Genomic DNA, 26491 nt, shown 5'->3' on the forward strand with positions numbered 1-26491 from the left:
GTTCGTTGAGTAGGTTGATTCAATCTAGTTATATTATTATTTGAATTGATACCATTTTCTTGTACTTTATGTTCTTTGTAGTTATTACATCATTCACTGATTCATGAGTCTATATTGGATAGGTGAATACCCGCCTAGCGTTAGTTTAATTCTTTCGTGATTATACCAATAGATATATTCATTAATAGTTCGAATTAAGTCAGCCAATGATTTAACCTTTTGTAAATAGATTGTTTCACACTTAAGTGTCCCAAAGAAACTTTCTATGACTGCATTATCATAAGCGTTACCTTTAGCACTCATGGATTGGACAAATGATGAATTTTTAAGGTAATTACGATATTTAGGGGATTAATATAAGATACCCTGATCAGAGTGTATGAGAAGCTTTGATAAATCTTCTTTTGGATTGATCGCTTTCTTTAGTTTCTTAAGAATTAAATCCTGGTTTTTACTTCTAGAGATTTGATACCCTTTGATTTCTTTGTGGTAACCAATACTGCCGTTTGTTGAAACAAAAAAGAGCTCATTCAATTCAAATCTGCCCTTTTTTGTGATACATGTTTATTATGATACTTGTTTAATCTTCAGGGTTTTAGCATTAATTGCAACAATGATTGAAGATAATGACATAAGGATTGCTCCAATTGCTGGTGGTAATAAGAAACCTGTCGCTTGATATAACACACCAGCTGCAAGTGGCAATGCGATAATGTTATATCCGGTTGCCCAAATTAAATTTTGAATCATTTTGTCTGAGGTTGCTTTTGATAACTTAAGTAGATTGACTACGTCTTTTGGATTGGATCTAACTAATACAATATCAGCAGATTCTATCGCAACATCTGTACCTGCTCCTATTGCAATACCCAAATCACTTTCAACGAGTGCTGGAGCATCATTGATTCCATCTCCAGCCATCGCAACTATATATCCATCACTTTTAAGTTGACTAATTTTTTCTGCTTTTTGATGTGGTAGAACTTCAGCAATCACTTCATCAATCCCTAATTTTTTAGCAACATTTTCTGCAACTATTCTGTTATCTCCGGTTAAAAGTATTGACCTAATATTCGCTTTTTTTAGTTGGTTAATTGCTTCATATGCTTCATCCTTGATTTTATCTTCAAGAGCAAATGTACCAACAACCGTTTTTTCTTTCAATATATAAATAACGGTTTGTCCGTTTTGACTCATGTGATGTCCGTGCTGTTCATCAAATTTGATCTTCTCTTTTTTCAGATAAGCAGGTGAAACTGCTTCGTATAGTATATTGTTTATGGTTCCTTTGACGCCTACCCCTGGTACATTTGAGAACCCTACTACTGATAAGTCTTGAGCTTTTTTGTTTTTAGCAAATGAAACAATACCTTTAGCAATTGGATGATTGGAGTTTTTTTCCAAATTATATGCAATATCAAGCACTTCTTTTTCATCGATTAGGTATGCGTGCATATGATCAACAAAAAATTTACCTTCTGTCAATGTTCCAGTTTTATCAAACACAACTGCGTTTATTTTTCTTGCCGTTTCAAAACGACTTCTATTTTTGATGAGTAATCCATTTTTAGCAGCAATCGTTGTTGATTTACTTGTAACAAGCGGAACTGCAACACCTAAAGCGTGTGGACATGCAATAATAATAACTGTAACAACGCGTTCAAGTATGAATTCGGTAGAGTAACCGTTTAATCCCCAATAGATTGAGGTACCAATTGCAAATGTCATGGCTAAATAGAACAGATATTTAGCAAAGGTATCTGCAAGTCTTTGCATCTTAGAACGATTTTTTTGTGCATTTTCTACTAAATTAATAACTTGTTGAAGATAAGTCTCTGATCCTAATTTCGTGATTTTAACCTTTAGGACACCATCACCATTAATTGTTCCACCAATGACTTGATCTTCCACATCTTTTTTGACTGGTACCGATTCACCTGTAATCATCGATTCATCAAGTGTCGATGTTCCTTCAATAATGAGACCATCAACCGGTACTTTATCTCCTGGTTTAACTAAAACAACATCACCCATTTTCAATTCTGATACAGAGACTGTTTTAATAGTTGATCCTATCATCAAGTTTGCTTCACTTGGCATGAGTTTAGTTAGTGCCGTTAACTCATTTGTAGCTGCAACTGATGATTTCATTTCTAACCAGTGCCCTAATAACATGATGGTAATCAAGGTCGAAATTTCCCAAAAGAAATCATGCCCAGTCAGTCCAAACACCACTGCTGAACTGTATGTATATCCGATTGTTATGGCAACTGCAATGAGACTCATCATTGCAGGACTTTTGGCTTTTAGCTCATGCCATGCACCAACGAAGAATGGTTTACCTCCATATATCATTAAAATAGTTGATAAGATAAAAGCAACATACTGGTCGTATGTAAATCTTAAAGTAAAGTTAAACCACCCTTGAATCATTGGTGACAACAAGACAATTGGTATTGTTAAGATGAGTGAAATCCAAAATCTATTCTTAAAGTCTTGAATCATATGTGAATGGTCATGTCCACCATGGCCGCCATGTCCATGCATATGTGCACCATGTTCATCGTGGTGCTGATGTTTATGGTGATGCTCGTGATTATGATCATCTGCACCATGCAAATGCTCTTTATGCTTTTCTTCATGATGGTGTTCCATATGGTTTTCATTCATCTTTTCATGATGATGGTGATGTTCATTTTCAACATGTGAATGCTCTTTATGCTTTTCTTCATGATGGTGTTCCATATGGTTTTCATTCATCTTTTCATGATGATGGTGATGTTCATTTTCAACATGTGAATGCTCTTTATGCTTTTCTTCATGATGGTGTTCATGACTTGCGCTTTCGAAATGATCATTTGATGCATGGTGATGGTGCTCACCATGATGTTCAAGTTGATCACCTTCGACTTTCTTCTTTGTTACCTTTTCTTTTTTTGTATCCATATATTTTCTCCTCCTTCTAGGATCTTGACACGCTTTTTAAAATCAATTCTTTTGCATAAATTAGTCAAAATTAAAAATTATACTTTTATTATTTATTTAGTACAATGTGTAGGATTGTTATTATTTTAAAATTGCTTTGATTAATGTATTGATTTCTTCGACTTTGAGATTGGCATCATTTTGTTCAATTGATTCAACAACACACGTATTTAAATGATCTCCTATAATTGTTGCTTGTGCCTTTTTTAAAAGCGAAATAGTGGCTTGAATCTGCATAGAAATATCCATACAGTATCTATCTTCTTCAATCATTTTAGCCACACTTTGAATTTGTCCGCTCGCCACTTTAATCGTTTTTAATGCATTCTGATGTTTTTGCATCTTACCAACCTCCTTTATTTATTTTTACTCATGCTTACAAATCTTCTACTACCAAAGAATAACATCAATCTTTCTGCCACCTTTCATCAAATACGTTTTCTACAAATCATTTACTTCTAATATAGTTTTTTTCATCGAGCAGTCTCCTATTATCCCTCCCTCTATGGGGGGTATCTATATTATGCGCCTATTAACCTTATTTGTCAAGAAAAATGTTTCAAAACAAATGATATAATTAATTTAAAAAGATAAACTTGAACTGAATCAAACTGAGGAATCTTAATTGCACAGAATTGCGTACTCTTATTTAACCATTTATAATCGTGTAGAAATTCTATAAAAATGCAAAAATCGACTAAAATAAAGTGACTTTTTAGGCTTTATTAATTTGGGCAAATAGAGAAATGGCCCTATATAGCGAAAAAAAGGCCTGATACAATTGAAATGGTACGATAAAAGTAGACATGTTAAAAAGATTAACACAGTTTACTTTTTTTGTTATATTAATTTAAAGGAGGATTTTTATATGACAAATAAAAAATTATTTCATCTTTATAGCGATGATGAGAAGTTTAGTATTGTTCAAGATCACATTAACAATCGATTATCTATTAGAGCATGTGCTACAAAATATAAAGTGGCGGTCACTTCTATTGTCATGTGGCTACGTTCATATCGATTACACGGTAAAGAGGGATTGAAAAGTCAAATTGGGAGGAAGCGAGGTAGTGGAAAGGGCAGACCTCTTGGCACGTTTAAACCAAAAACTACCATCGAAGAATTAGAAAAAGAAAACATTAAGTTACAAATCGAGATTGAAAGATTAAAAAAAGGTTATCTAGTGAAAGGAGTTGGGGCCAAAAAGGTGTTCATTTCTATAAACAACAAGAATTTCAAATCATTGAACGACTAAGCAAATCTCATTCAGTCGCATTAATCTGTCGCTTAATGGATATCAATCGATCTGGTTATTATAAATGGTTGAATAGAAAGGATAACCCTTCTGAAAGAGAAATTCAAAGAGCAAAGGATATCGCTATAATCAAAAAGATTCACAAGAAACACCCATCGCATGGATATAGATGGATACGAACTTACGCAGTCAAACATTACGGCGTCAACTGGAGTAATCAACATGCTCACCTATGTTGTAAGTATGCAGGGATTATGTCTTCAGGAAAGCATTATCGTTATGTTAAACCTGGTGATGAGCGCATTAAGTATAAAAACCTTATCAACGCTTCATGGCAATATTTATCTCGTCCTCTTGAAGTCATCGTATCCGATATGACAGCCTTTTATGTTAAGGGCAAGTATTATGAACTAACTTTATACATTGATGCTATACAAAAGAAATTTTGAGTTATAAACTCTCTGGTAGACGCGGGGACACTTCTACTTATTTTGATGGTTTAAATGATGTATTAGACATTATTAAAAAAGAAGCATTAACAGAACCGACAGTTTTGCACACCGATCAGGGTTCAGTTTACGCTTCAATAAGCTACAACGAGCTCATAAAAAATTATAACATCAAACGCTCTATGAGTCGAGCAGGAACACCAACAGATAATCCAGTTAATGAATCTTTAATTGGATGGATAAAAGAAGAGTTGTTTATTGACTTTAATTTAGCCAAATCCAGTGATGTACATAACTCAATAAAAGATTATGTTCATTACTACAATAATGAACGATTCTCATATGCATTAAAATATAAAACCCCGGTAGAGTTTAAATCTCAACTGGGGATTGTTTAGAGTCTGATACATGTCTACTTTTTCTTGACAAGTGCAAATTGTATCAAACCAATGTTTCTTATATGTGTAATACTACCTATTTTGATACAAATTAGCACCCCATGTTTTTTTTTAGCACCCTTAACATAATTTTTAGCACCCCTAATTTATGGCTTAACAAAGGGAATTGTTGAAAATGACTGTTGTTGTTACCGAATACAGTCCTACTAGTATCCAAGATAAATATATATTAATGTTTTTGATTCTTCAAAATAAACCATAATAGTAAGGTTTTCTACATAATATATATATTTTTTATCCCATGAAGGAGCATACTTACTGGGTATATCTTTCTGCCATACTAAATGATCCACATCACTTTCTTGATTTTCTGTTAATCTACCTTCAGCAAAGGATAAAACACCACTGAATGTTTCCCGATAATGCTTTACTCCTTCTGGACTAGTCCAGTAATGTTGACCACCATAACTATACTCACTTGTGAAAAAATCTTCATCTACTTCTTTAAATGAAAAAACAGAGTACTGAGCACCATGTCCTTGTGCACCAACTGAAGTGTCTATATAACTATAAAGTATTTCAGCTTCAGCGGGCATTTTTACACCACTAAAATAATCTATTCTAGATTTAATTTCATTATGATTTGTACAACCTGACAATAGAATAATGAATAATATCATTATGAAAATTTTCTTATACATTAAAATATTCCCCCTCAGTACAAAATTTGTGCTAGGGCGACTATTTTGATACACTATCGTACCCCTTTAAAAAGTTAGTACCCTTATGCTATTATTTTTGTATCTCAAAATACAATTTTATTATACCTTTACGTTTTAAAATATAAACGACAAAAGAACAACTAAACAAACTTGATAAATTTTGAGTTTCACTATCATATTAAAACGTTTTTCATTTTTTATTTCCTATCATATTTGATTTTATTTATCAATCCATACAAGAATATCGTTTCCACTTGAATACTCAAATGTGATTCCAGCAATAACGATTTTTCTTATTACACCTACAAATCCAAAATTGTCTTTCATTCTTACAACTACTACACCATTATAAGTTCCATAATAGATTAAAACTTCAACATCATCAATTGTAACAATATCAAAATCATCTACCTTGGGTTCAACGTAAGTTTTGAAAAATACTTGACGAATTTTGTTTAATGTTTCCACGCTCAATGTCTCTGGTTCTTTCGGTGTTGGAATAAAAGTCCCTGCAACACCACCAAGAGAACCATGATAATAAGCGATACTCATCAAATCTTGTTCATTTAACAAATTCTTGTTATAAGCTTCCTGTAGACTTTCAAGTCTTCCCACCTTAACCTCCTCGGACTTATTACACGCTGCTAACGAAAATAGCATTAACATTGCTACCATTAGACCAATTAATTTTTTGATCATTTTGTAAAGCCCTCCTTATTACCTAATTTGTCTATATACTTTTCTCTTTTATCTTGTTCTTACGCCTTAATTTTATAATAGAATATTTTTTTTCGCAAATATTATCATAAAAATTAAGTAATGACTTAAGCAAATCAATTGACTTGTATCCATTTTTGTGAACTGCTACCATTTTCTTATTCTTCATGTTCTTTGTAAATATGGAATGTCAATGGTTTTATTGACATTAATTTAATAGAATTTAAGAATTCATTAAATCAAACATATAAGGTGTCATATATCCTAGTTATGAATGGCACCTTTTTTATTGTAGTAAACCTTAATATTATTCAAGATTTCAAGCTTAGTCAATGCTTTCGTCTTAAAATATTTTTTGAGTAAAACTTCACGTTTAAAACTTTTAAAAAATGATTCAATTACTGCATTATCATATTGATTTCCTTTATCGCTATAACTATTGATAAAATGATTATTTGTTATCACATGTAAATAATCATGTGACATATATTGAGTTCCTTGATAAGTATGGACTATTAATCCTTCCTTTGGATTTTCATATTTAATATCCCTTTCTAGATTTTGAGTAATTAAAGATGTTCGTATGTGCTTATCTAAACTATATCCAACTATTTTTCTAGTATATAAATCTATAAATATAGATAAATATAAATTACCTTCGGCCAAATAATAATTTCAATTTACTTGTATCACGACTATATTACCGTAATGGTTTGCGATTCTTTACGCCCATAGCGGTTTGAAAAATAAAGTGATAGACCACCTTATAATAAATAGCCTATCACTTACCACTTAATATTTTAAATACCTAAAATAACATGTAAATAACTAAAAATGGACAAATTTAATTGAACAGGAGAATAGGATCATCAAATGATGGTCTTTTTCTTATTTTTTATACAAAGTTCAAATCCCCTCTCGAGAAAGTATATTTTTACAAATTGAAAATCAACTTTTACTCAACAAAAAAATCTCGATTTTAAACCCTAATAACGGCTATATTAAGCCATTAAAAGTAGTTTTTTTGTTTTTTGTAATCATCATGTGTGATGCTACCTATTTTGATACAAATTAGCACCCCATGGATTTTTTTAGCACCCTTTAAGGGATTACTAAATTGTATCATGTCCCCCAGATTCTCATTTATTGTGTCCACTTTATTGACATAGAACCAGTCCAGCAATAAATCATTTGTAGAATATCATAAGAAATTAAAGCCCTGTTGAATATTGTAATTTAGTGCAATTTGAAATCTTTAGAGCAATTTTAACAATTGATTTGTACAATTAGCGTATTTAGAATGAAGACGTGATTTATCTTTATAATAATATAGGCTATTCGTACTTTTTTCATAAACTGTAATTGCATATCCTTTACCATTTTTTAGATAAGATGTTCTATAGCTAATTAACCAAGATTTAATATATTGTATGCAATTTTTTCTCGATTCATCGTTAAATACCTCCATCATAAATAGAACTAAATTGTATGTGTCAATTCCTTTCCTTGATGATCCATTAAGAGAATCTATAAGATCCTCATTGATAGTATCCACATTTAATACTTTAATATTAAAATAGTCTGTCCATGTGGGATCACCAAAATTATGCTCAACTTTTGCATGAAATGTGGTCTCATCGACTTGTCTATATTTTTGATCTAGTAATATTTTTTTAATATACTCATAATTCAAGACAGTTTTCATGACGGCAAAATTAATATCCTTTAATCTTTTCATTTCTTTTTCAACTCGAAATTCCTTGCTTAAATTCCAATATATGATAGTCAAAGCAACAGAAATTACAATGTAAGAACCGAGTGCACTATACATTAAAATTGGTTGGCCGTCATAAAATCTAGTAATATAGGTTAAAAATACAAAAATTATAGAAATCAATATCAATAGAAAGTATATTGAAAACAGTATATGCTTCTTCAGTTTTGAACTCACTTTTTTACCTCCATTTGCGCTATATAATTTTCTTACATTATACCATTCGATTGTTCATTAATCTACAATATATCTTTGAATATTCAGTTCATATCGTGTGAATGGTTGAGTAATCGTGTAAATAGTTAGGTAATCGTGTAAATGATTGAATGACATTTTTATACAAGTATATAAAAAGTTGAATTTGTGACTCCTGAATGACTCTAGAGAATTTGAAAATATGGATTTTTCCCCTTTCTGCATAAAAAAAAGGCTTGATACTAAGGGCGAATGGTAATTCGCTTTTGTATCAAACCATTTAGTGTTATGTGTGTGATACTACCTATTTTGATACAAATTAGCACCCAATTAAGATTTTTAGCACCCTACCTAAAACTCTTAAAAAGGGACTGCTAAAAATGGCCGTTGGACTTGAACTATACTCTCCACTTAACATTGAAAGTAAGTGATTCATAAAATCCACTGACAGAATCTTGATATTTATGAGTAATTTTCAAATCATTAAATGACCATCGATGAATATAAAAAGGTTTATTAAGCATCGAAAACAACTTAGAGAATAACTTTGGTGATCCAAATCTATCTTGTAAAAAATCTTTTAAAGTATTATTGTTATTTTCATCAATGTAGATGACTTTTAAATCTTGTAGTTTTTCAACCTTTGTTTGAGAAACAATTACTTCTAGTTTGTATCCAATTTCATTGAAAGTAACGACATTGAATACAATTATATTTTCAGGTAATAGTTTCGCATCAAAGCTATATGTATGTGTCTCATTCTTCGCACAATTTAATAAACTAACTAATTCTTCCTCATTGAGTTCCCAATTAATGCTTATGTTTGGTTCTTGAAACTCTAAACCAAAGGTATCAATATTTTTTTTCATCTTTATATTTAAACCCTCCAAATATTGCTTTTTAAAACTCACTCCCTATGATTAACGATTTTTCTTATTATCCGTTTTACTTAAATAATCATCTATTTTCTTCTGATTATTATATTTAAGTAGTAATCGAAGAAACTCTTTTTTATCATTTGCAAAAAGCAAAAATGCAGATTGATTATAAATCAGATAAGTGTTATTCGCAAAATACGTTATCAAACTATTATCTAAATCAAGCACTAAAAGGGCATCACTTATCGGTTCTTCTTTCTTATAAAATAGTAATGAAAAAGAATAAGCACCTGAAAGGGTCTTAGCATAGAAGTATACCAAGCAGTCTTCAAGGTAAATACTCATGTCATCATAATATAAGGTGTTATCCTTAATAAGCATTTTGTCTTCTAATTTTTCAGTAGCTTTTTTATAATCTATGGTTTTATACTTCTTGTCAAATTCATTTGATTTATCTTGTAAAAGACGAAGGGACATCTTTTTGGAATGAATTACAAATAAAACTAATAAAGGTATAACACTGATTCCCCATACAATTATAGGGATAATTGGAATAATTTCAGACTCTGTAGTGAAGAAAAGTATTATCGCTAAGATTATTACAACTAATGCCCCACCAACCACATAAATCATACCAGGTAACAATCGTTTATATAAAAAGTCATATTGATACGATGGCATATTTTCTTTTTCAAATTTAACAATCTCTTTAAACTTCGCCATTAGCATCAGCTCCTCTGTTCAAAATATATGGTTTCGCTCTTTTTCCTAATGAAATATAAAACTTTTCTGTTTTTATCTCAGTTGTAACGATATCACCTTTCTTTCCATAAGACAATATGAACTCATCCAATCCAAATTCAAAACAACCGAAGTCCTTAATTGTCGATGTAAAATCATTAACGATTCTTAATTTGTCTTTGTGAAAAAAAATCAGTACATCCTTTTCAACAAGAAGATGATTTGAAGAATCATAACACTTAGTTACAATATAGTTTTTTGGAATTTTATAGTATTTCAATAGCTTTATATTAATAACAGCAACAATGTCTCTTGGAATAGTTTCTAATGACTGAGATGGATAATGTTTCTCCAATTTGAGAAATGGAAAAGATAATAACAAAATGGGCAAAACTAGACTGACGAAGATAACCAAAATCGTATAAAATGTTTTTCCAATCGCCGGTTCTATTCTTTGATTGAGAACAATCATAATCCCCAATAAAAAAACAAACAGGATCCAGTATAGGGCTTGAAAAGTTAGGTGAAACCGTCTATTAGCTATATATCTTTGTCTTGATGAATTATCTAGTAGATCAATTCTTTTCCTAAGTAACTTTTTGTCAATGCACTTTGAAAATGGGTACTTGAATCGCCTCATTATAGATCCTCCCCTTGATTATTTTGGTGATGCGTGTAGCAGTTAAATACTAAACGATCATTACCATAATTATACACTATATAGTCTTAAAAAAGTATACTTGTTGTCATCGTGTAAAAGGTTGAGTTATCGTGTAACTTGTTAGGTAATCGTGTTACTCGTTAAATAAAAATTTAATGTGTGAATAGATATTTAAATTTTTGACTTATACTTGACTATCTATAATCTGAAAATAGGGAAGTACTAGCCTTTCTTGATGAAAAAAGTCTAATACTTATCGTATCAGACCAATGCTTGTCTAATGTGTGATGCTACCTATTTTGATACAAATTAGCACCCCATGATTTTTTTTAGCACCCTTAACTGATTTTTAGCACCCCTGTAAATATGGCTTAACAAGGCTGTCAATATCAATTATTTGTGTTTTTTATTGACTCAATGATTAAATCTATAGCAACACTTATGTCTATCATGTGTATCAGATTCTTCTCATATACTCTAAGAGTCATTGTTCTATCTACTATAGTTGCCTATCCAACCTCAATCCAATAAAAACAAAACATAAATTCATTAGGTAGATTGTGTTCTTCAGGCATCTCTAATTTAACAAGGATTGGTGAAACAAGTTCCCAATCTTAGGTTATAAAGTATTATTTTATTAACAGTTATCTAGAATGATATCAAAAGGACTGTAAATGATTTAAACATCATCTACAGTCCTTTCTATTAATTATAGAGTTATGTTTATCCCTTGTACTTTAGCACCCTCATTGCATTTAGAATCGCTATCAACGATACTCCTACATCAGCAATAACTGCTTCCCACATTGTTGCTATACCAAATGCACCTAGAATCAAGAAGAAAGCTTTAACCCCTAGTGCAAATATGATATTTTGCCATACGATTTTTCTTGTTCTCTTCGCAACTTTTACTGCAGTTGCAATTTTTGATGGCTCATCTGTCATAATAACGACATCAGCTACATCAATTGCTGCATCCGCACCAAGTCCACCCATTGCGATCCCTATATCTGCTCTTGCAAGTACTGGTGTATCATTTATACCATCTCCAACAAAGAAGAGCTTACCTCGTTTTGATTTATGTTTTAATAGTTCTTCGACTTTATTTAACTTATCTTCTGGTAGTAATTCAGCATGAACTTCATCTAATCCCAATTCTTTACCAACACTAGTCGCAACAGCCCTTTTATCTCCTGTTAGCATTACGGTTCTCTTAACTCCTAATGCTTTCAATAGTTTTATTGCTTCTTTTGAATCCTTTTTAATTTGGTCAGATACAACGATATTACCTGCGTATTTACTATTAATTGCAATGTATAAAATAGATCCTAAGGCAGATGATTCTTCAAATGAAATGTTTTCTCTATTCATTAAACGAGCATTACCTACTAATACCTCATCGGTATTAACTTTTGCTTTTATTCCATGACCAGAAATCTCTTTTACATCTGAAACAATCTTCTGATTAATTCTTTTATTATATTCTTTGACTACTGATAAAGCTATTGGATGATTTGAAAAACTTTCAACGTATGCAGTTTTTTCTAACAATTCATCTTTAGAAATATTATTTACTGTATTAACTTGGGTAACTTTAAATGATCCTTCAGTTAGTGTACCTGTTTTATCAAACACAGCGATTTCTATATCATTTAGTGCTTCTAAATAGTTTCCACCTTTTACTAATATTCCATTCTTAGAGGCTGCCCCAATCCCACCAAAGAATCCTAGTGGTATCGATACAACCAGCGCACAAGGACATGAAATAACTAAGAATATTAAAGCTCTGTATAACCATTCTTCAAATGTTGCACCTTGAATAAATAGAGGAGGTATAACAGCAAGCAACACAGCTGCAATTGTAACAATTGGTGTATAGACTCTAGCAAATTTTGTAATAAATTTTTCAGTTGGAGCCTTTTTACTTGTAGCAGTTTCAACTAGCTCTAAAATTTTAGCAACTGTAGATTCACTTGCTAATTTAGTAACTTTAACTGTAAGTAAACCATTAATATTAATACATCCTGATAATACTTGTTCTCCTACAGTCACATTCATAGGTACCGATTCACCAGTCAATGCTTTTGTATCCAATGATGAATCACCATCCATTATTATTCCATCTAAAGGAACTCTTTCACCTGGTTTAATAACAATAATATCGTCTACATTTACTTCTTCTACTTTAATTTCGAGAACTTCATCACCTTTTTTAACATTAGCAACATCCGGTCTTATTGACATAAGCTTTTTAATCGATCTTCTCGAACGATTTACTGCTAAATCCTGGAATAATTCTCCTACTTGGTAAAATAACATAACTGCAACAGCTTCAGGGTATTCTCCAATAGTAAATGCTCCAATAGTCGCAATAGTCATTAAGAAATTTTCATCAAACACTTTTCCCCTTAATATATTTCTAAAGGCCCTATATACAACTTCACCTCCAATTAATATATAACTTACTATAAACATTGGAAGATAAAAAATAGATTCTTTATTAACAAATAATACACCAATAAAGATAAGAATACCCACGATGAGTCTTAACATTTCTTTAAGATTTACTCCTTCTCCGTGGTTATGATCATGATCATCATCATGATCTTCTTTACTCATTTCATGAATTTTAACGCCTGGTTCAATCTTATCAATTATCTTTTGTGTTTTTTGTAAGACCTCATTTTTATCAGCTAAACTTGATAATGATAATATAAGTTTCCCTGATAAAAAATCCACTCTCGCTTCTTCTATTCCATCTGTTTTATTCAATTGAGTTTCAATTTTTGCAGCACAATTTGCACAGTCTAAACCATCTATAGCATAAATGACATTTGGGGTTAGTTCACATAGTTCGACATCACCTTCTTCATCTTTCACAATTTTTTTAATCGTATCAAATAGTCTTGCAGTATCAGTTGAATCCGCAACTTGTACCTTGATTTCTTTTGTAACAAAGTTTAAATAGCCTTCTTCAACCCCGTTTAACTTCTTTATCTTTTGTTCAATCTTATCTGCACAACTCGCACAGCTTATTTCTGATAAACTATATTTAATCTCTTTCATGTTTTTTCTCCATTCTATTTATGTTTGATATGATTCATTGCTTGTGTAATTAACACATGGACATGTTCATCTTCAAGGGAGTAGAATACAATCTTTCCTTCTCTTCTGCTCTTTACTAGTTCAGCCTGCTTTAAGACTCTCAGCTGATGGGAAATTGCTGATTGTGTCATGTTAAGTAATACAGCAATATCACAAACACACATTTCAGCTTCATTTAAAGCCCATAATATCCTGATTCGTGTTGAATCTCCAAATACTTTAAATAATTCTGCTAGATCATAAAGGCTTTCTTCTTGAGCCATTTTATCTCTAGCTTGATTTACAATATCCTCATGAATTACATTGCAGTCACATCTTTCAATTGAATTAAATTTTTTAGTCATATTATCACCTCTTTTTAAATCATTTCATCTGAATACTTGAACAAGCATTCATACGTTGTATATTTATTATATTATTGTTTTTCTCTTGTGTCAATAGTTATATGATCATTTATTCAAGTGTTTTTTACATTATTTAAAATATCTCAAAAACATCTACTAAGACATTAGTACCATCCTTTCTCGGTATCCTGTCCCATACATATCCTTTAAACAAATCCTTAAAAATAAAGACTTCACCTTCGTACAAGTTTTCGGTTTCTTTAATAGCTTCATCTAACAGCTTATTACATCACTCATGTGTCAACTCCTTATCAATAACCTTAAAAACAACATTTTTGATAATATCACATGTATAAATCATGTACAAGTCAATGCAAAAACCGCCAATCAAGAGAACCTAACTCTTAATTGACGGTTTATATTAGTATTAAATCATACTTCCATTTCAATTCCAGATTTAAAGCATATTACAAAGTGGTCATCATAAACACTAACATTCTGGATAATCTTCCTTACTAGGGTATCATCATATCTCAGAGTACGGTATTTGTTCCTGCGGATAAATCCTATAAGTTCGTCGATCCGATCATTCTCACCACTTAAGGATGCATCTTCCACAAGTAAACTCTGACACTTTTCACGAAGACTATCTATCTCATCTGCGAGAAAATCGTAATCTTTACCCTTGTTGGCAAGGCTGATCACTTCTTTCTGCTTTTCTTCAAGCAAAGCATTAATCTCTGAAATCTTATATTCTGTGGTGTCGCCAATTACCGCACGGATGTTTTCTTCTAGTGTTCTTATCATGTTATCTCCACCGGCAAGGAGTCTATTAATGGCCGTCATAACCGCATCATATAAATCTCCTCCTTTTACCGTGCGGTTCTTACACGTTTCAGGACCTTGCTCGATTCTCGTAACGCATCGCCATACAAACTCTTTTCTACCGCGTATATTCCAATACACCCGTCTGTAAATGTCCCCGCAATCCCCGCAGAAGGTTATGGTGCTCAAAGCATATTTACTGCTATAGATTCTTTTGTTTTTATCTGTTCCTGTGTAAATATTATTCCTGCGATGAAGTTCTTCCTGAGCCTGTAAAAATAGTTCCTTTGGTATAATCGCCTCATGACTGTTTTCAACATAATACTGTGGGACATGTCCTTCATTCTTAACTCTTTTCTTTGTAAGGAAATCCACGGTGAAGGTCTTCTGTAATAGGGCATCACCGATATACTTTTCGTAGCAGAGCAATAAGAGAATTTTAATTAAACATAAAAGACCTACTAAAGATTTCCTTTAATAGGTCTGAAATATAAAAATAGACTTTTAACTTGTGATTAGGGATATGAGATAATTAATCGTTCCATTTTCAAGCAATATATAGAGACCAAGTCCAATAAACACGACAGGTACAATTATTTTTTTGTACTTTTCTACAGTCTCTCCGATAGCAGATATTGAAGCGAGACTTTGAGATAATTTGCATAGAAACAAAATTCCTAACGCAAATATTACTAAACTTATACTAATATCAATCAAACTCTTTCCTGTAAAATAGGGAATATAAATTCCTAAATTATCTCCACCCATTGCCACTGTTAAACTTGTAAATGCTAAGATTTTTGATCCATCTCCGGTAATTTTTCCCTTGATATCTTCTTCATCAATATCTTCATCCACAAAAATTGCTCTTATACCAAGACCTAGTGGAATTAGACCAATGAGTCCGATAATCCAATCTTGTGGAATAAAATTTAAAAAGTAAGCGGCAATAAGACTAACCAGAACAAGCAGTCCTGTACCTAAATACTGCCCCGCATAAATTGATTTCAAACCTTTCTTGCCTTGACTTGCGAATAAGATAGTCAAAACAACTAAGTAGTCAATTGATGTAGAGACAAAAACTAATAAAGCGGATACTATTGTTTCCATTATTTCTCCTTTCAAAATGTTTAATTTTTTAGACAATCAAAAATTGACTGCAAATACATTGTGCCTTGGCAGTTGCCAATGGAGACATATGAAGAAATAATTTCACAATTGTCCCACCTTTCCTTTAAATAATAGCTATATTATACTATAATAGTAGGATTTTTTCAAGTGCGTTGATAGAAATACAAAATGATGGATATTCTTATCATTGTTCCATTACCTTTAATTAAATTTACATCACATTGGGTATTATAGTTATTTTAAAGTAACAAGATATTTGTAATAAAATACACAATATTATGGACTTGACTCTAAAAGTTAGACTTAAAACCAACTAATAGTTGATAATTTATTTAGTTTAATTTATTTTAATAAATTATATATGATTATGCTGTATATACACTCCTAAGATTTTTACTATTGATATGTTCCCATAAGGTATCTTCCAAATAGAAAAATGGCTTCTAAAATCTCTTGTTTTAACTTATTAAATTCTGATAAATATATAAAGCTATCATTAGACTTCAATTTAATCCTTTGAGTTTTAACTATGTTACCGTCATAGATTACTTCTACTTTAAAAGATCCTTCTAATGCATTAGGGACTATGAACTGCTTTGTTTCTTCATCTATGATGAACTGATACCAAAAACCTGTACTTAGTGTAAACTAGAATATATGCAGGAGGCATCATATGAAAGATAAAAAGAAAAAGAATAGGTTGTGGAGCGGAGAATTCAAGTTAAAGGTAGTTTTAGACATCATTGAAAATGAACTGTCATACAGTCAAGCGGCACGTAAATATGATATGTATTTATCATCAGGAAGTCTTAATGATACACTACCTGCTAGGTGGGTATATCAGTATAGACTCTATGGGAAAGAGCGTTTTTTTCAAACACCTAAAGACTATAGAAAGAATCCAGTTAGAAAGTTTCATAAACCATCTAAAGAGGTAGAACAGGATTTAGAACTGAAAGTCAAACATCTAGAAATGGAACTTGAATATACAAAAAAACTTACCGCCTTAATTCAGAAACAGGAACGAACAAACAAAAATACCAAGTAGTCAAGGAATTAAGGCGAAAATATGCATTAAAAGATCTACTTGAGATATCAGGACTTCCAAAGTCGGTTTATCACTATTATGAGCATCGTAAAGAAACAGATAAGTATCACGATATCAAGATACTTATTTCAGAGATCTTTGAAGCTAGCAATCGAACTTATGGCTATAGACGCATCAAACTCGCCCTTCAAAACTTTTATCAGGTCAAAATAGCCTATAAAACAGTTGTTAAACTTATGAAAGAACTGCATATCGTTTGTAAGGTAAGAAAAAAGAGATATCGTTATATCTCTCAAATATCGAATAAAATCACACCCAACTTACTCAAAAGAGACTTTAAGAAGGATGATCCTAATATAGCTTGGGTCACAGATGTCTCAGAGTTTAGGTTCAATCGTAAACGGTTATATCTATCTGTCATTCAAGACCTTTACAACGGCTAAGTCAAAGGTTATCAAATCTCTAGAAGTCAAAACCAGGATTTAATTCTTAAGACACTCAAGAAAGCGATTAATCCAAATGAAGATTTATCAAAGCTTCTCATACATTCTGATCAAGGTATCTTATATCAATCTCCAAAATACCGTAATTATCTTAAAAAATCATCATTTACACAATCCATGAGTGCTAAAGGTAACGCTTATGATAATGCAGTGGTTGAAAGCTTCTTCGGGACACTTAAATGTGAAACTATATATTTACAAAAGGTTAAATCTTTAACTGATTTAATTAGAACAATTGATGAGTATATCTATTGGTACAATCATGAACGGATTAAACTAACGCTAGGTGGGTATTCACCTATACAATATAGACTCATGAATCAATAAATGATACAATAACTACAAAGAACATAAAGTACAAGAAAATGGTATCAATTCATAATTTGTCTATTTTAACTGAATTTAGGAACAAAAAAAGGCCTGATGAGTGTATCAGACCTATTCTAGTTAGATGTGTGATGCTACCTATTTTGATACAAATTAGCACCCTAACAAAAATTTTAGCACCCTTGATGAAAATTTTAGCACCCCTAGCAATATTTTTAGCACCCCTAGTTTTTCAGGTTGTTCTTAGAGGGTTTAAATCTCATTATATGCGCTGTGTTGGGATACTAATTTTAAAGCTCAATTTCTAGGTGATCTTAAAATCTAAATATATGCGCCGTGTTAAATACTAGACTTATTCATCGTTATCCCTTTCTCATATGATATATCATTTCTTAAAATTTTGTTTATTCTGTAAGTTTTAATATCTAAGCATGTTCTTCTATTTTTTTAGTATATTCGTGTAAAATAGAATCAAAAGTAGAGAGGAAATTCTAAATTATGAGTTTAAAAGTAAATAGTGTCACAGTAGGTCTTTCTGTTAGTGATTTGAACAAAGCTTCTTTGTGGTATGGAAAACTCTTTGTACTAGAAGAGAGTATGAGTCCTGTAGATGGTATAGTTGAATATTTGGTTGGTCCTATTTGGTTACAGTTATTTGAGGGCTCAATAACAGAATCAGATCATGTGTTACGCTTTGAAACCGATGATATTGATAAAGAGTTTATCCGTTTAAAAGATCTTGGAATACTTACTGAGGAAGTCATAGAAGATATTCCAGGAGTTCTTCGTTATTTAGATTTTAAGGATCCAGATGGTAATCAGTTATCTTTTTACTGGTTGTATCCTAATGCTTCATTTTAATAACTATACCTTTAAAAAATATTTATTAAATAAGTCCGATTTTTTTAGGACTTTTTTTATATGTAAAATTATAATCGTGTAAAAATCCAATAAATCGTGTAAATCCTCTTATAATCGTGTATTTTCAAGGGTAATCGTGTAAAACTTTTTTCACGACTTTTAATACACAACCTTAAGATCATCAAAACCCGTTGTTAATTTACAATTAGTTTCTGGCAGAAAGGAGGAAATATCCTTTATGTCAACAAAAAAAGTTTGATCACATTGTATCAAACTTCCATAATTTTTGTGGTGTCTCTTTTTACTAAAAAGGTAGCAACTTTTTCCCCTAAATAAAACTAAACAGTAAGTTAAAGTCCGTTTTTGAGTAAATAACGGTAACCAGTGGTATCTATGGGTAAATGGTGGAAAAATCGGTTGTTTGCGACACTGGTAGTTGAAGATCGTTTTTGAGTAAAATCGAGTAAAAAGCAGTGATAAGTACTTTATTTACAGAGCCATGAATTGAAACTTTGTGCTTGCGTTAGAAAATTATTCAAGTACTTTTTTTGATTGTCAAGGAATGAAAGATTATCACTATGCTTTTCAAAGTCTAATTTCTTAAAATATTGATGAATCAAATGATTTCTTTTTCCTAAAATTTTTTCAAGAGAATTCACCTTGTCATTCGGTAGAATTTCTGATTTTCTTATCATATCAACAATTTGTCCAAGCGTCATTTCTGCAAAAGTATTTATTCCTAATCTATTAAGTAAATTCCATTCTATATACTGTACAACTTTAATTATTTCACCAATTGCTGTGTTTATATCATTTGTTAAATTGGATGTGGTTGGATAGTAATAATAAATCAATTAAACCCCTCCTCAATGATATGCTCAAGCATTCTAAATGCTGCTTGTTTTTTTGCATCCTTTTTAGAGTTAGCAATCGAATAAAAATAGTACTCATAACCATCTATATGGCATTCTAATCTCCACTTATAAACACCATCTTGATATATCTCTTCTTCACTATAACTGGGTTGTTGAATATAACCCTTTTGGAAGAGTTCTTGAAGTTGATTGATTGCTCTATCTAGTGATGGCTGTCCCACTATATCTTCTACTGAATAAAACAAATCATTTTCCTTTAAGTAATCTATCACTTGTTTAGCAAGATCCATTTTGGCTTCTCTTTTATTATCTGCCTCAGCAAAAAATTCTTTTTCATCAAGTTCAATTCTAAATTGCCAGTGATAAATGTGTCCTCGATAGTTATCTCCATATCTCCAAATAGCATCTTGTGGTGGATTTTCCCACAAGTCATAAAACTCATAGTCTGGTAAACCATATCCTTTTTTTTGATACCATTCTTGAAGCATACCAATATAGTTTTCTTCAGTTTCTTCAAAGTTATTATCTATATAAGAATCTGGGTCTAGCATGACATCAATGAGTTCATCAAGTATCTCTTGGTCAAAGTCAGAATCAATTGCTACTGCTCCGATGATAGCTTCAAACAAATCTTCCTTAACTGAATCTTCATTAATAACTCCTTGTTGTTCATCACCCTTGCCAACTTGCATAAATTCTACAATATCTAGTTCATCCATCTTTTTGGCAAGCATAGATTTTTGGACAAGTTTCTTTTTCTGTTCTGTAAAGTCTTTTTCTGTTTTTGAAGAAACAAGTCCGTGGTTTTGCTCTTCTGTGAATGAATATACTAAATTCATTAAAATACTATGAGATAGGACACCATCTCCAATAAACTCTAACACCTCATTATCTAAAGTTCCCGGGTGTTCTTTTGCATACGACCTTCTCGTAAATGCTTGTTCTAATAATCTCTTGTTTTTGAATTCATAAGAAATTGCTGATTCAATCGTTTTAATGATATTTTGTTTCATAAAATATCCTCCTTTCATTTTCGATTGGAGGATGTATTTTAATAGCCCAAAAAAGATTGGGACTATACTATTCATAAATTGCTTGATATGAATTTTAGGATTTACATAACCACCACGATAGTTAGATAAATCATTTTATTCATATGAATCAGTTATAAATACTACATCCACAAAATTATTTTACATTAATAACTACATTTTTACAAATCATTTGTTTTTTGTTAGTTAGTTTCTTAGGTTCAATCTAAAACTTGCTATGCACTTACTTCTCAATATGCTAATTATTGATTTTACTTAAGATATAATAAACAAAATCTTGTCAATACATACTTCTTATAGTAGATAATAATTTGTTGGAAAATAGTTATCTCTGATTTGATATTTTGTAACAACCTTTATTTCAAGTTCTTTGAGTTGTTCTTTGACTTCACCAAAATTGATGGCATCTTGAACGATTTTTAAGTCTTCTGAGTATCCCAAGTCGATGATTCAATCATCATTTGTGTGTGCGACTAGCACATAGATTTTTGTTGGCATTTTCTTCTCCTTTTTTGCTTTATATACTTTGTATATAAGTCTTTAAACAAACAATACCGCTAAAAGTTTTAAAGTCTACTAAATAGCGAAACTAATTGAAGATAATGTTAGAACAAACCAATTCTGCGATGGAACATACATAAAAAGCATTTGGAGTGCGAGGTAGAGGTAGGAATGAGCCTATTTTGGATGTCTGTTTACCACATGAGTTTCCGTTTCTATGACTTCAATTACCGCATCGTTACTGTGATTATACCGCCCACCTTAAAGTCCTATGGGTTGGCTCAGAGCATACAAATTAAAGAAATATTATAACTGCAGTATAGGGGGTGCAGTTTAGAATTTTTAAATGCACAAAAAAAGACCCAATCAAGGGTCTGAGGTCGTAAAGTTTTGAGTCGTTTTCAAATCCATTTTTCCAAAAAATTGCCCCACGTATTTTGGATGTGGGGCGTTCGGTGTAGATTACATTAATGTTTTAATTATAGAGGGGGGAGTGCATTACTCTCAAATCGTTTTTTAATTGCTTAATAACATAGACACTCACTCATTTGAAGCTTCTATTGCTGAAAATATGTAGGACATAAATTCTATTAAATCTTCATAGAACTGTATCATTTTATCTCTATCAATACTTTTTACTTCATTATTATTGATACCCTTATCTGTTGGATACCTATAAAAATCCCCGTGCCTATCTATATTACTAATATAGTGTATTACTTGTTCAACTTTATTAATTTCTTCAATATTCCAATGGAATTTTTTTGAATACATTGAAAATATCGGTTTTGAATATTTCCATATCTCTTTCAAATCGTGTGTACTCCAAAATATTTCAGGTAAATCTTTATTGTTATCTGTTTTTAAGTCACTTTTTGCACTATTATTAAGTGTGTTCACAATCTCTTTAAGATAAATTTCTACCGAATGTCTAAAGCAAAATATTGTTGGAAACATTAACCACTCATCACTCTTACCTAAGTTCTTAGAAATAATTACGGCTGATTTCGAGAACCCCTCTATCTGTTTATATAGATCAACTGAATTAATCTGCCAAGTGTATAAGTGTCCTTCTCCTGTATTTGCCCTTATCAAATATTCACCATTCGGCGATTTTTCTTCTTTTGCTTCTCTTGTTATTTTAAATTCTTCTTCATCAAGCATTCTCTCTGAATAGCTAAAATCTAATAGCACTTCAAAAGCATACAGCGATACTTTAAACATGTCATCAAAATTTATAAACTGATTTTCTTTTCTAAATTTTTGGTCCATTGAATATCTTAATAATGATTCGTTTTCATCTTCAATAATTATGTTCTTCAAGTACATTGAAATCCAAGGATCCTCTACTGGTTTACTCTTAAGTTCAATATAGGCCTCTTGTAAGTTATGTTTAATTCTAGAAAATATGGGAGAGCATATATTCTTTTTATTCTCATTTTCTTTCAATATCATACTTTTTAACAATAATTCTAAAGCATGTCTCATGCAATATAATAGTACCAGCGATAATCCATCTATGAGGCTGTTAGCCCATTGCTCATCGCATATGAACCTATATACTTGACATGATGCTTGATGATAAGCCTTTGCCATCTCTTTGTAATTGAACTCAGGATCTGATTTCATAAGTTTAAATTTTTTATCTTCATTTTGATAAGAAAAAATGTTTATTAACTTGCCGTCTTTGTAAAATTGATGAATCTTTTTAGAATCTAATCCTTCAGGATATAAGTCCGAATATTTTACTTTTATCATTTTATCACCTTTTTTTATATTTATTTTAGCAAAAAAAATCCTATTTCTCAATAAGGTCTCCATTTCCATCGTATTCATATTTTTCTTTTAAACCATGTGTCTCTTTATTATGACATCTTCTACATATGCATTCTAAGTTATCTAAATCAAGTGACACATTAAAGTCATTTACATTTTGTTCAGTTAAAGTAATTCTATGATGGACATCTTCTGCAACACCACCACATCTAGCACATCTATAGTTTTCTTGTTGCATCTTATATTTACGTTGCTTTTGCCATATGGATGAGTTATAGAATTCTCGGATTGTCATACGCCAAATGCCTTAATGAATCTACCTTATCTAATCTTTCCCAAGGCAGTTTATTTGTAATTACGCCAACATGTCCATATGACGATAGTTCATAATAATTATTTGCTCCTATTTCATTAGTTATTGATTTTGGTTCAAAGTTAAAGACTTGATGAATAATTTTCAATAGTTTTTCTTCAGTAATTGAACTGGTACCAAATGTATTAATTGATACACTTACTGGTTCTTTGATACCTATTGCGTATGCAACACCTATCTCACATTTTTTTGCAAGTCGAGCTGCAACAATATTCTTAGCAATATATCGTGCATAGTAACTTGCACTTCTATCTACTTTAGATAAATCTTTTCCACTCCATGCTCCACCACCATGAAGCGTAAGTCCACCATAACTATCGCATTGTAGTTTTCTACCTGTAAGACCTGAATCTGCATATGACCCACCTTTAACGAATTCGCCAGTTGGATTAATTAATACTTTCGTATTACTAGTCATAAGTTCATTTGGAATGGTTTGCTTGATTAGAGTATGAATCATTGGTTCATATGTTTCTATTTTAATCTCTGGTCTTGTTTGAACTGAAACTACAACAGCTGTGATTTCAACTGGTTTGTCATTGTCATACCTTACTGATATTTGACACTTGCCATCTTTACCAAAGACATCTGGTTCTTTAGTATTCAGCTCATCAAGTTTAATAGCAAGTTTTCTTGATAATACAATTGGTAGTGGCATTAATTCTTCAGTATCACTTTCTGCATAACCATACATGATACCTTGGTCACCAGCACCACCCTTATCAACACCCAGTGCGATATCACTTGATTGAATACTTATCTTTTCTAAGATTTCAAACTCTTTGCTATCAAGTCCAATATCTTCTAGACATTGTCTAGCTAGTTCTTTATAGTCAAGTGCTGCATTTGTAGTAATTTCTCCAGCAATGAGTAGCAGTTCATCTTTGATTAAACACTCAATGCCTGCTCTTGTATCTTTATCTTGTTTGATTAGTTCAGTTAAGATGTAGTCTGCTACTTGATCACATATCTTATCAGGATGTCCTCTTAAAACTGATTCACTTGTTTTTATCATACTTGTTCTCCTTGATTAAAGAATTCTATATTTGATAACGGATTTTTATTGCCATTTCTTATTAAGTAACAGTTATCTGTACTACCTTTTAAGTTAATGTATCTTTTAACGATTACATCTACATAGTTTTCATCAAGTTCATTTAGGTATGCATTTCTCTTTAATTCATCACATGCAATTAGAGTAGAGCCACTCCCACCAAACGGATCTAAGACTTTATCATTTGGTTTAGATGAGTTCTTAAGCATATCTGCAAGTAAAGATATTGGTTTCATGGTTGGATGTAAGTCATTCTTGGTTGGCTTATCATGGTTTAAGACACTATTCTTAAGCGAATAGATATCTTCTAATCTTTGCACTAACTCATCTTTTTTCATTGATTTGAAATCAAGGCTTGGTGCATCAATTACAGTTGTTAAGGTTCTATCATCTGTAAAGTAATGACCTTTACCTTCTTTCCACCCATAATAGATACATTCATGTCGCCACTGGTAATCTTGTCTCCCAAGGACTAATGTATTCTTATTCCAGATAAGTTGTTGTCTTGGTTTTAGATTGTTAAGCTGTAATGCTTTATCAAACTCAACGAGTGATGATGAACCATGACAGACATAGTATGAGCCACCTGGTTTCATAACTTCTCTCATGTTTTTGAATACTTTAACTAAAAATTCTAAGAAGTCTTCAGAGGACATATTATCGTTCTTAATTCTTCTGTTATCAAATTGTTGATTACCATCGCCTTTAGCACCAACATCGACATTGTATGGTGGATCTGTTAATACTAAATCTATTTGATTACCATCAACTAATCTTTTAATATCTTCTTCTTTGGTAGAATCACCACATTGCAATCTATGGTTGCCTAATATGTATATGTCACCAATTTGTGAGAACGGTATTTCTGTGAGATGTTCATTTGGGTCAAAGTCATCTTCATAAACTTCTTCTACGTAATCATTTGTTTCAAAGCCAAAAAGGGACATATCAAGCCCATCAATATTTTCTAGTTCTAACTTTAACTTTTCAATATCCCATGTAGCAATCTCACCAACCTTATTATCTGCAAGTCTAAATGCTTTAACTTGATCAGGTGTTAAGTCACTTGCGATAATACATGGTACTTCAGTAAGTTTAAGTAAGATAGCTGCTTTTAATCTTGTATGTCCAGCAATGATTACATTTTCGTTATCTATAATAATTGGTACTTTAAAACCAAATTCCTTAATTGAATTAGCAACTGCTTCTACAGCTTGAGCATTATCTCTAGGATTGTTTTCATATTCTTTGAGTTCACTTACTCTTTTGTTTATTATTTGCATCAATTTCTCCTATTTCTAAACGTTCCCAGTCGTTTTCATTTTTCTTATCGATCACTTTTTGTTCAGATAGTTCCAGTTCATATTTCTTTTCACTATATTCTTTGCCGAAGTTCACGATAAGTAAGTATCTGGCAACACTCATATCGCCAATGATTGTCCTAGTTTGTTTAATAATTTTCTTTTTGGTACCAGTTGGGGTTTGTTCAATGATTTGGTCTTCATTGGTAATGGTAAAACCCATTGCACGTTCAAACATTTTTTCTAGTAATGACTTCTTAAGTAAGTTTCTACCATCTTCGTATGCTTTATCTATGTCTTTATATTTTTTTCTAAGTGCATACAACGAGTTTTCAGCCATACCAAGTTCAGAAGCAATCACACCCATACCACATGAACGACCAGCTAGTTCTTTAATAAGTTTTAATTTGGATTCCAAGGTACCATCAGTTTTCCATTTTTGATAATTGTCCTTTCTCATCATCAGTCCTCGTTTCTAAAGACTATAGAGGAACTACGACTATTTCTCGCACTGCTTATCGCAGTAGGTTCATTACCAGCTCACATGGATTTTACCGCATTATATCTTTTTTAATGGGTTGGCTCAGAGCATAAAAAAAGAACCAATCTTAAGATCAGTTTTATCTTCTTACCAATTAAA

29 protein-coding genes and 2 pseudogenes are annotated in these 26491 nt (G+C 31.5%); 7 read left to right on the forward strand and 24 right to left on the reverse strand.

Annotated elements, in window-relative coordinates; translation table 11 throughout:
- Positions 1-93 precede the first annotated feature (93 nt).
- From B5X49_RS07820 to B5X49_RS01345, 4 genes are all read right to left on the reverse strand, one after another.
- Positions 94-303, reverse strand: coding sequence for an IS3 family transposase (locus B5X49_RS07820; protein WP_079560589.1), 210 nt, complete (start codon positions 301-303; stop codon positions 94-96).
- 48 nt (positions 304-351) lie between these two features.
- Complete coding sequence (locus B5X49_RS01335) at positions 352-534, reverse strand: hypothetical protein (RefSeq protein WP_052670036.1); 183 nt, start codon at positions 532-534, stop codon at positions 352-354.
- A 33-nt stretch (positions 535-567) separates the two neighbouring features.
- On the reverse strand, positions 568-2946 hold the full coding sequence (locus B5X49_RS01340) for a copper-translocating P-type ATPase (RefSeq protein WP_211026739.1): 2379 nt from the start codon (positions 2944-2946) through the stop codon (positions 568-570).
- Between the two features lie 120 nt (positions 2947-3066).
- Positions 3067-3327: a metal-sensing transcriptional repressor gene (locus tag B5X49_RS01345; RefSeq protein WP_045749399.1), complete on the reverse strand. Its 261-nt coding sequence runs from the start codon at positions 3325-3327 to the stop codon at positions 3067-3069.
- A gap of 526 nt (positions 3328-3853) precedes the next feature.
- Here B5X49_RS01345 and B5X49_RS01350 point away from each other — a divergent pair.
- From B5X49_RS01350 to B5X49_RS01360, 3 genes are read left to right on the forward strand one after another with little or no spacing between them, the layout of a single operon-like run.
- Positions 3854-4240, forward strand: a complete 387-nt coding sequence (locus B5X49_RS01350; protein WP_052670038.1) for a helix-turn-helix domain-containing protein — start codon at positions 3854-3856, stop codon at positions 4238-4240.
- Between the two features lie 35 nt (positions 4241-4275).
- Positions 4276-4689 carry a hypothetical protein gene (locus tag B5X49_RS01355; RefSeq protein WP_052670041.1) on the forward strand — a complete coding sequence of 138 codons (414 nt, stop codon included), beginning with the start codon at positions 4276-4278 and terminating at the stop codon, positions 4687-4689.
- Positions 4686-5087, forward strand: a complete 402-nt coding sequence (locus B5X49_RS01360; protein ID WP_052670043.1) for an IS3 family transposase — start codon at positions 4686-4688, stop codon at positions 5085-5087. Before B5X49_RS01355 ends, B5X49_RS01360 begins: the two co-directional genes overlap by 4 nt.
- A 206-nt stretch (positions 5088-5293) precedes the next feature.
- On the opposite strand, the gene B5X49_RS01365 is transcribed toward B5X49_RS01360, so the two are convergent.
- The 12 genes and pseudogenes from B5X49_RS01365 to B5X49_RS01420 form a co-directional block, all read right to left on the reverse strand.
- Positions 5294-5788, reverse strand: a complete 495-nt coding sequence (locus B5X49_RS01365) for a hypothetical protein (RefSeq protein ID WP_045749400.1) — start codon at positions 5786-5788, stop codon at positions 5294-5296.
- 240 nt (positions 5789-6028) lie between these two features.
- Positions 6029-6508, reverse strand: a complete 480-nt coding sequence (locus tag B5X49_RS01370; protein WP_045749401.1) for a hypothetical protein — start codon at positions 6506-6508, stop codon at positions 6029-6031.
- Positions 6509-6790: 282 nt separating this feature from the next.
- Complete coding sequence (locus tag B5X49_RS01375; protein ID WP_052670045.1) at positions 6791-7192, reverse strand: DDE-type integrase/transposase/recombinase; 402 nt, start codon at positions 7190-7192, stop codon at positions 6791-6793.
- A gap of 589 nt (positions 7193-7781) precedes the next feature.
- Positions 7782-8264 carry a hypothetical protein gene (locus tag B5X49_RS01380; RefSeq protein ID WP_143228533.1) on the reverse strand — a complete coding sequence of 161 codons (483 nt, stop codon included), beginning with the start codon at positions 8262-8264 and terminating at the stop codon, positions 7782-7784.
- Positions 8265-8893: 629 nt separating this feature from the next.
- Complete coding sequence (locus B5X49_RS01385) at positions 8894-9364, reverse strand: hypothetical protein (protein ID WP_045749403.1); 471 nt, start codon at positions 9362-9364, stop codon at positions 8894-8896.
- A gap of 51 nt (positions 9365-9415) precedes the next feature.
- Positions 9416-10096, reverse strand: a complete 681-nt coding sequence (locus tag B5X49_RS01390; protein ID WP_079560593.1) for a hypothetical protein — start codon at positions 10094-10096, stop codon at positions 9416-9418.
- Positions 10083-10754 (reverse strand): hypothetical protein, encoded by a 672-nt coding sequence (locus B5X49_RS01395; protein ID WP_045749405.1) that lies wholly within the window; start codon positions 10752-10754, stop codon positions 10083-10085. Before B5X49_RS01395 ends, B5X49_RS01390 begins: the two co-directional genes overlap by 14 nt.
- 744 nt (positions 10755-11498) lie before the next feature.
- Positions 11499-13841 (reverse strand): heavy metal translocating P-type ATPase, encoded by a 2343-nt coding sequence (locus tag B5X49_RS01400; protein ID WP_045749406.1) that lies wholly within the window; start codon positions 13839-13841, stop codon positions 11499-11501.
- A 14-nt stretch (positions 13842-13855) separates the two neighbouring features.
- Entirely contained in the window at positions 13856-14224 is a 369-nt protein-coding gene (locus B5X49_RS01405; RefSeq protein WP_045749407.1) for an ArsR/SmtB family transcription factor, read from the reverse strand.
- A 172-nt stretch (positions 14225-14396) separates the two neighbouring features.
- Positions 14397-14504 (reverse strand): annotated as a pseudogene (locus B5X49_RS01410) (DUF1413 domain-containing protein); the annotation flags it as partial.
- A gap of 152 nt (positions 14505-14656) precedes the next feature.
- A pseudogene (locus B5X49_RS01415) lies at positions 14657-15478 on the reverse strand (recombinase zinc beta ribbon domain-containing protein); the annotation flags it as partial.
- A gap of 75 nt (positions 15479-15553) precedes the next feature.
- On the reverse strand, positions 15554-16159 hold the full coding sequence (locus B5X49_RS01420) for a CadD family cadmium resistance transporter (RefSeq protein ID WP_045749409.1): 606 nt from the start codon (positions 16157-16159) through the stop codon (positions 15554-15556).
- A gap of 694 nt (positions 16160-16853) precedes the next feature.
- On the opposite strand from B5X49_RS01420, the gene B5X49_RS01425 reads away from it, so the two are divergent.
- From B5X49_RS01425 to B5X49_RS01440, 4 genes are all read left to right on the forward strand, one after another.
- The gene (locus B5X49_RS01425) at positions 16854-17228 is read left to right on the forward strand and encodes a transposase (RefSeq protein WP_045749410.1); all 375 of its coding nucleotides are present in this window, start codon (positions 16854-16856) and stop codon (positions 17226-17228) included.
- A gap of 125 nt (positions 17229-17353) precedes the next feature.
- Positions 17354-17671: an IS3 family transposase gene (locus B5X49_RS07825; RefSeq protein WP_373422622.1), complete on the forward strand. Its 318-nt coding sequence runs from the start codon at positions 17354-17356 to the stop codon at positions 17669-17671.
- A 177-nt stretch (positions 17672-17848) separates the two neighbouring features.
- A complete protein-coding gene (locus B5X49_RS07830; protein ID WP_373422619.1) occupies positions 17849-18058 on the forward strand; it encodes an IS3 family transposase in 210 nt (69 codons plus the stop codon).
- 498 nt (positions 18059-18556) lie between these two features.
- Positions 18557-18919 (forward strand): VOC family protein, encoded by a 363-nt coding sequence (locus tag B5X49_RS01440; RefSeq protein ID WP_045749412.1) that lies wholly within the window; start codon positions 18557-18559, stop codon positions 18917-18919.
- A gap of 485 nt (positions 18920-19404) precedes the next feature.
- Here the strand turns inward: B5X49_RS01440 and B5X49_RS01445 are convergent, their stop codons facing one another.
- From B5X49_RS01445 to B5X49_RS01475, 8 genes are all read right to left on the reverse strand, one after another.
- Positions 19405-19773, reverse strand: a complete 369-nt coding sequence (locus B5X49_RS01445) for a hypothetical protein (RefSeq protein WP_045749413.1) — start codon at positions 19771-19773, stop codon at positions 19405-19407.
- Positions 19770-20807: a ribonuclease III domain-containing protein gene (locus tag B5X49_RS01450; RefSeq protein ID WP_052670047.1), complete on the reverse strand. Its 1038-nt coding sequence runs from the start codon at positions 20805-20807 to the stop codon at positions 19770-19772. The genes B5X49_RS01445 and B5X49_RS01450 overlap by 4 nt, the downstream gene beginning before the upstream one ends.
- Before the next feature lie 333 nt (positions 20808-21140).
- A complete protein-coding gene (locus B5X49_RS07650; RefSeq protein WP_159444473.1) occupies positions 21141-21287 on the reverse strand; it encodes a hypothetical protein in 147 nt (48 codons plus the stop codon).
- A 600-nt stretch (positions 21288-21887) separates the two neighbouring features.
- Positions 21888-23105, reverse strand: a complete 1218-nt coding sequence (locus tag B5X49_RS01455; RefSeq protein ID WP_143228534.1) for a hypothetical protein — start codon at positions 23103-23105, stop codon at positions 21888-21890.
- Between the two features lie 40 nt (positions 23106-23145).
- Complete coding sequence (locus B5X49_RS01460; protein WP_045749415.1) at positions 23146-23418, reverse strand: HNH endonuclease; 273 nt, start codon at positions 23416-23418, stop codon at positions 23146-23148.
- Positions 23396-24511 (reverse strand): methionine adenosyltransferase, encoded by a 1116-nt coding sequence (gene metK, locus B5X49_RS01465; protein WP_045749416.1) that lies wholly within the window; start codon positions 24509-24511, stop codon positions 23396-23398. Before metK ends, B5X49_RS01460 begins: the two co-directional genes overlap by 23 nt.
- Positions 24508-25833 (reverse strand): DNA modification methylase, encoded by a 1326-nt coding sequence (locus tag B5X49_RS01470; RefSeq protein ID WP_045749417.1) that lies wholly within the window; start codon positions 25831-25833, stop codon positions 24508-24510. Before B5X49_RS01470 ends, metK begins: the two co-directional genes overlap by 4 nt.
- Entirely contained in the window at positions 25805-26311 is a 507-nt protein-coding gene (locus B5X49_RS01475) for a hypothetical protein (RefSeq protein ID WP_045749418.1), read from the reverse strand. Before B5X49_RS01475 ends, B5X49_RS01470 begins: the two co-directional genes overlap by 29 nt.
- Positions 26312-26491 lie beyond the last annotated feature (180 nt).

This window comes from Acholeplasma oculi, assembly GCF_900166985.1.
Taxonomy (GTDB): domain Bacteria; phylum Bacillota_I; class Bacilli_A; order Acholeplasmatales; family Acholeplasmataceae; genus Acholeplasma; species Acholeplasma oculi.

Excerpts from the sequence above, each read along its gene's own strand:
- B5X49_RS01380 (WP_143228533.1), bottom strand. The coding sequence starts at position 8,264 with ATGAAAAGATTAAAGGATATTAATTTTGCCGTCATGAAAACTGTCTTG.
- B5X49_RS01455 (WP_143228534.1), bottom strand. The coding sequence starts at position 23,105 with ATGATAAAAGTAAAATATTCGGACTTATATCCTGAAGGATTAGATTCT.
- B5X49_RS01350 (WP_052670038.1), top strand. The coding sequence starts at position 3,854 with ATGACAAATAAAAAATTATTTCATCTTTATAGCGATGATGAGAAGTTT.
- B5X49_RS01450 (WP_052670047.1), bottom strand. The coding sequence starts at position 20,807 with ATGAAACAAAATATCATTAAAACGATTGAATCAGCAATTTCTTATGAA.
- B5X49_RS01365 (WP_045749400.1), bottom strand. The coding sequence starts at position 5,788 with ATGTATAAGAAAATTTTCATAATGATATTATTCATTATTCTATTGTCA.
- B5X49_RS01405 (WP_045749407.1), bottom strand. The coding sequence starts at position 14,224 with ATGACTAAAAAATTTAATTCAATTGAAAGATGTGACTGCAATGTAATT.
- B5X49_RS01390 (WP_079560593.1), bottom strand. The coding sequence starts at position 10,096 with ATGGCGAAGTTTAAAGAGATTGTTAAATTTGAAAAAGAAAATATGCCA.
- metK (WP_045749416.1), bottom strand. The coding sequence starts at position 24,511 with ATGATAAAAACAAGTGAATCAGTTTTAAGAGGACATCCTGATAAGATA.
- B5X49_RS01395 (WP_045749405.1), bottom strand. The coding sequence starts at position 10,754 with ATGAGGCGATTCAAGTACCCATTTTCAAAGTGCATTGACAAAAAGTTA.
- B5X49_RS01475 (WP_045749418.1), bottom strand. The coding sequence starts at position 26,311 with ATGAGAAAGGACAATTATCAAAAATGGAAAACTGATGGTACCTTGGAA.
- B5X49_RS01440 (WP_045749412.1), top strand. The coding sequence starts at position 18,557 with ATGAGTTTAAAAGTAAATAGTGTCACAGTAGGTCTTTCTGTTAGTGAT.
- B5X49_RS01355 (WP_052670041.1), top strand. The coding sequence starts at position 4,276 with ATGGATATCAATCGATCTGGTTATTATAAATGGTTGAATAGAAAGGAT.
- B5X49_RS01460 (WP_045749415.1), bottom strand. The coding sequence starts at position 23,418 with ATGACAATCCGAGAATTCTATAACTCATCCATATGGCAAAAGCAACGT.
- B5X49_RS01420 (WP_045749409.1), bottom strand. The coding sequence starts at position 16,159 with ATGGAAACAATAGTATCCGCTTTATTAGTTTTTGTCTCTACATCAATT.
- B5X49_RS01340 (WP_211026739.1), bottom strand. The coding sequence starts at position 2,946 with ATGGATACAAAAAAAGAAAAGGTAACAAAGAAGAAAGTCGAAGGTGAT.
- B5X49_RS01470 (WP_045749417.1), bottom strand. The coding sequence starts at position 25,833 with ATGCAAATAATAAACAAAAGAGTAAGTGAACTCAAAGAATATGAAAAC.
- B5X49_RS01385 (WP_045749403.1), bottom strand. The coding sequence starts at position 9,364 with ATGAAAAAAAATATTGATACCTTTGGTTTAGAGTTTCAAGAACCAAAC.
- B5X49_RS07830 (WP_373422619.1), top strand. The coding sequence starts at position 17,849 with ATGAGTGCTAAAGGTAACGCTTATGATAATGCAGTGGTTGAAAGCTTC.
- B5X49_RS07820 (WP_079560589.1), bottom strand. The coding sequence starts at position 303 with ATGAGTGCTAAAGGTAACGCTTATGATAATGCAGTCATAGAAAGTTTC.
- B5X49_RS01400 (WP_045749406.1), bottom strand. The coding sequence starts at position 13,841 with ATGAAAGAGATTAAATATAGTTTATCAGAAATAAGCTGTGCGAGTTGT.
- B5X49_RS01370 (WP_045749401.1), bottom strand. The coding sequence starts at position 6,508 with ATGATCAAAAAATTAATTGGTCTAATGGTAGCAATGTTAATGCTATTT.
- B5X49_RS01425 (WP_045749410.1), top strand. The coding sequence starts at position 16,854 with ATGAAAGATAAAAAGAAAAAGAATAGGTTGTGGAGCGGAGAATTCAAG.
- B5X49_RS01345 (WP_045749399.1), bottom strand. The coding sequence starts at position 3,327 with ATGCAAAAACATCAGAATGCATTAAAAACGATTAAAGTGGCGAGCGGA.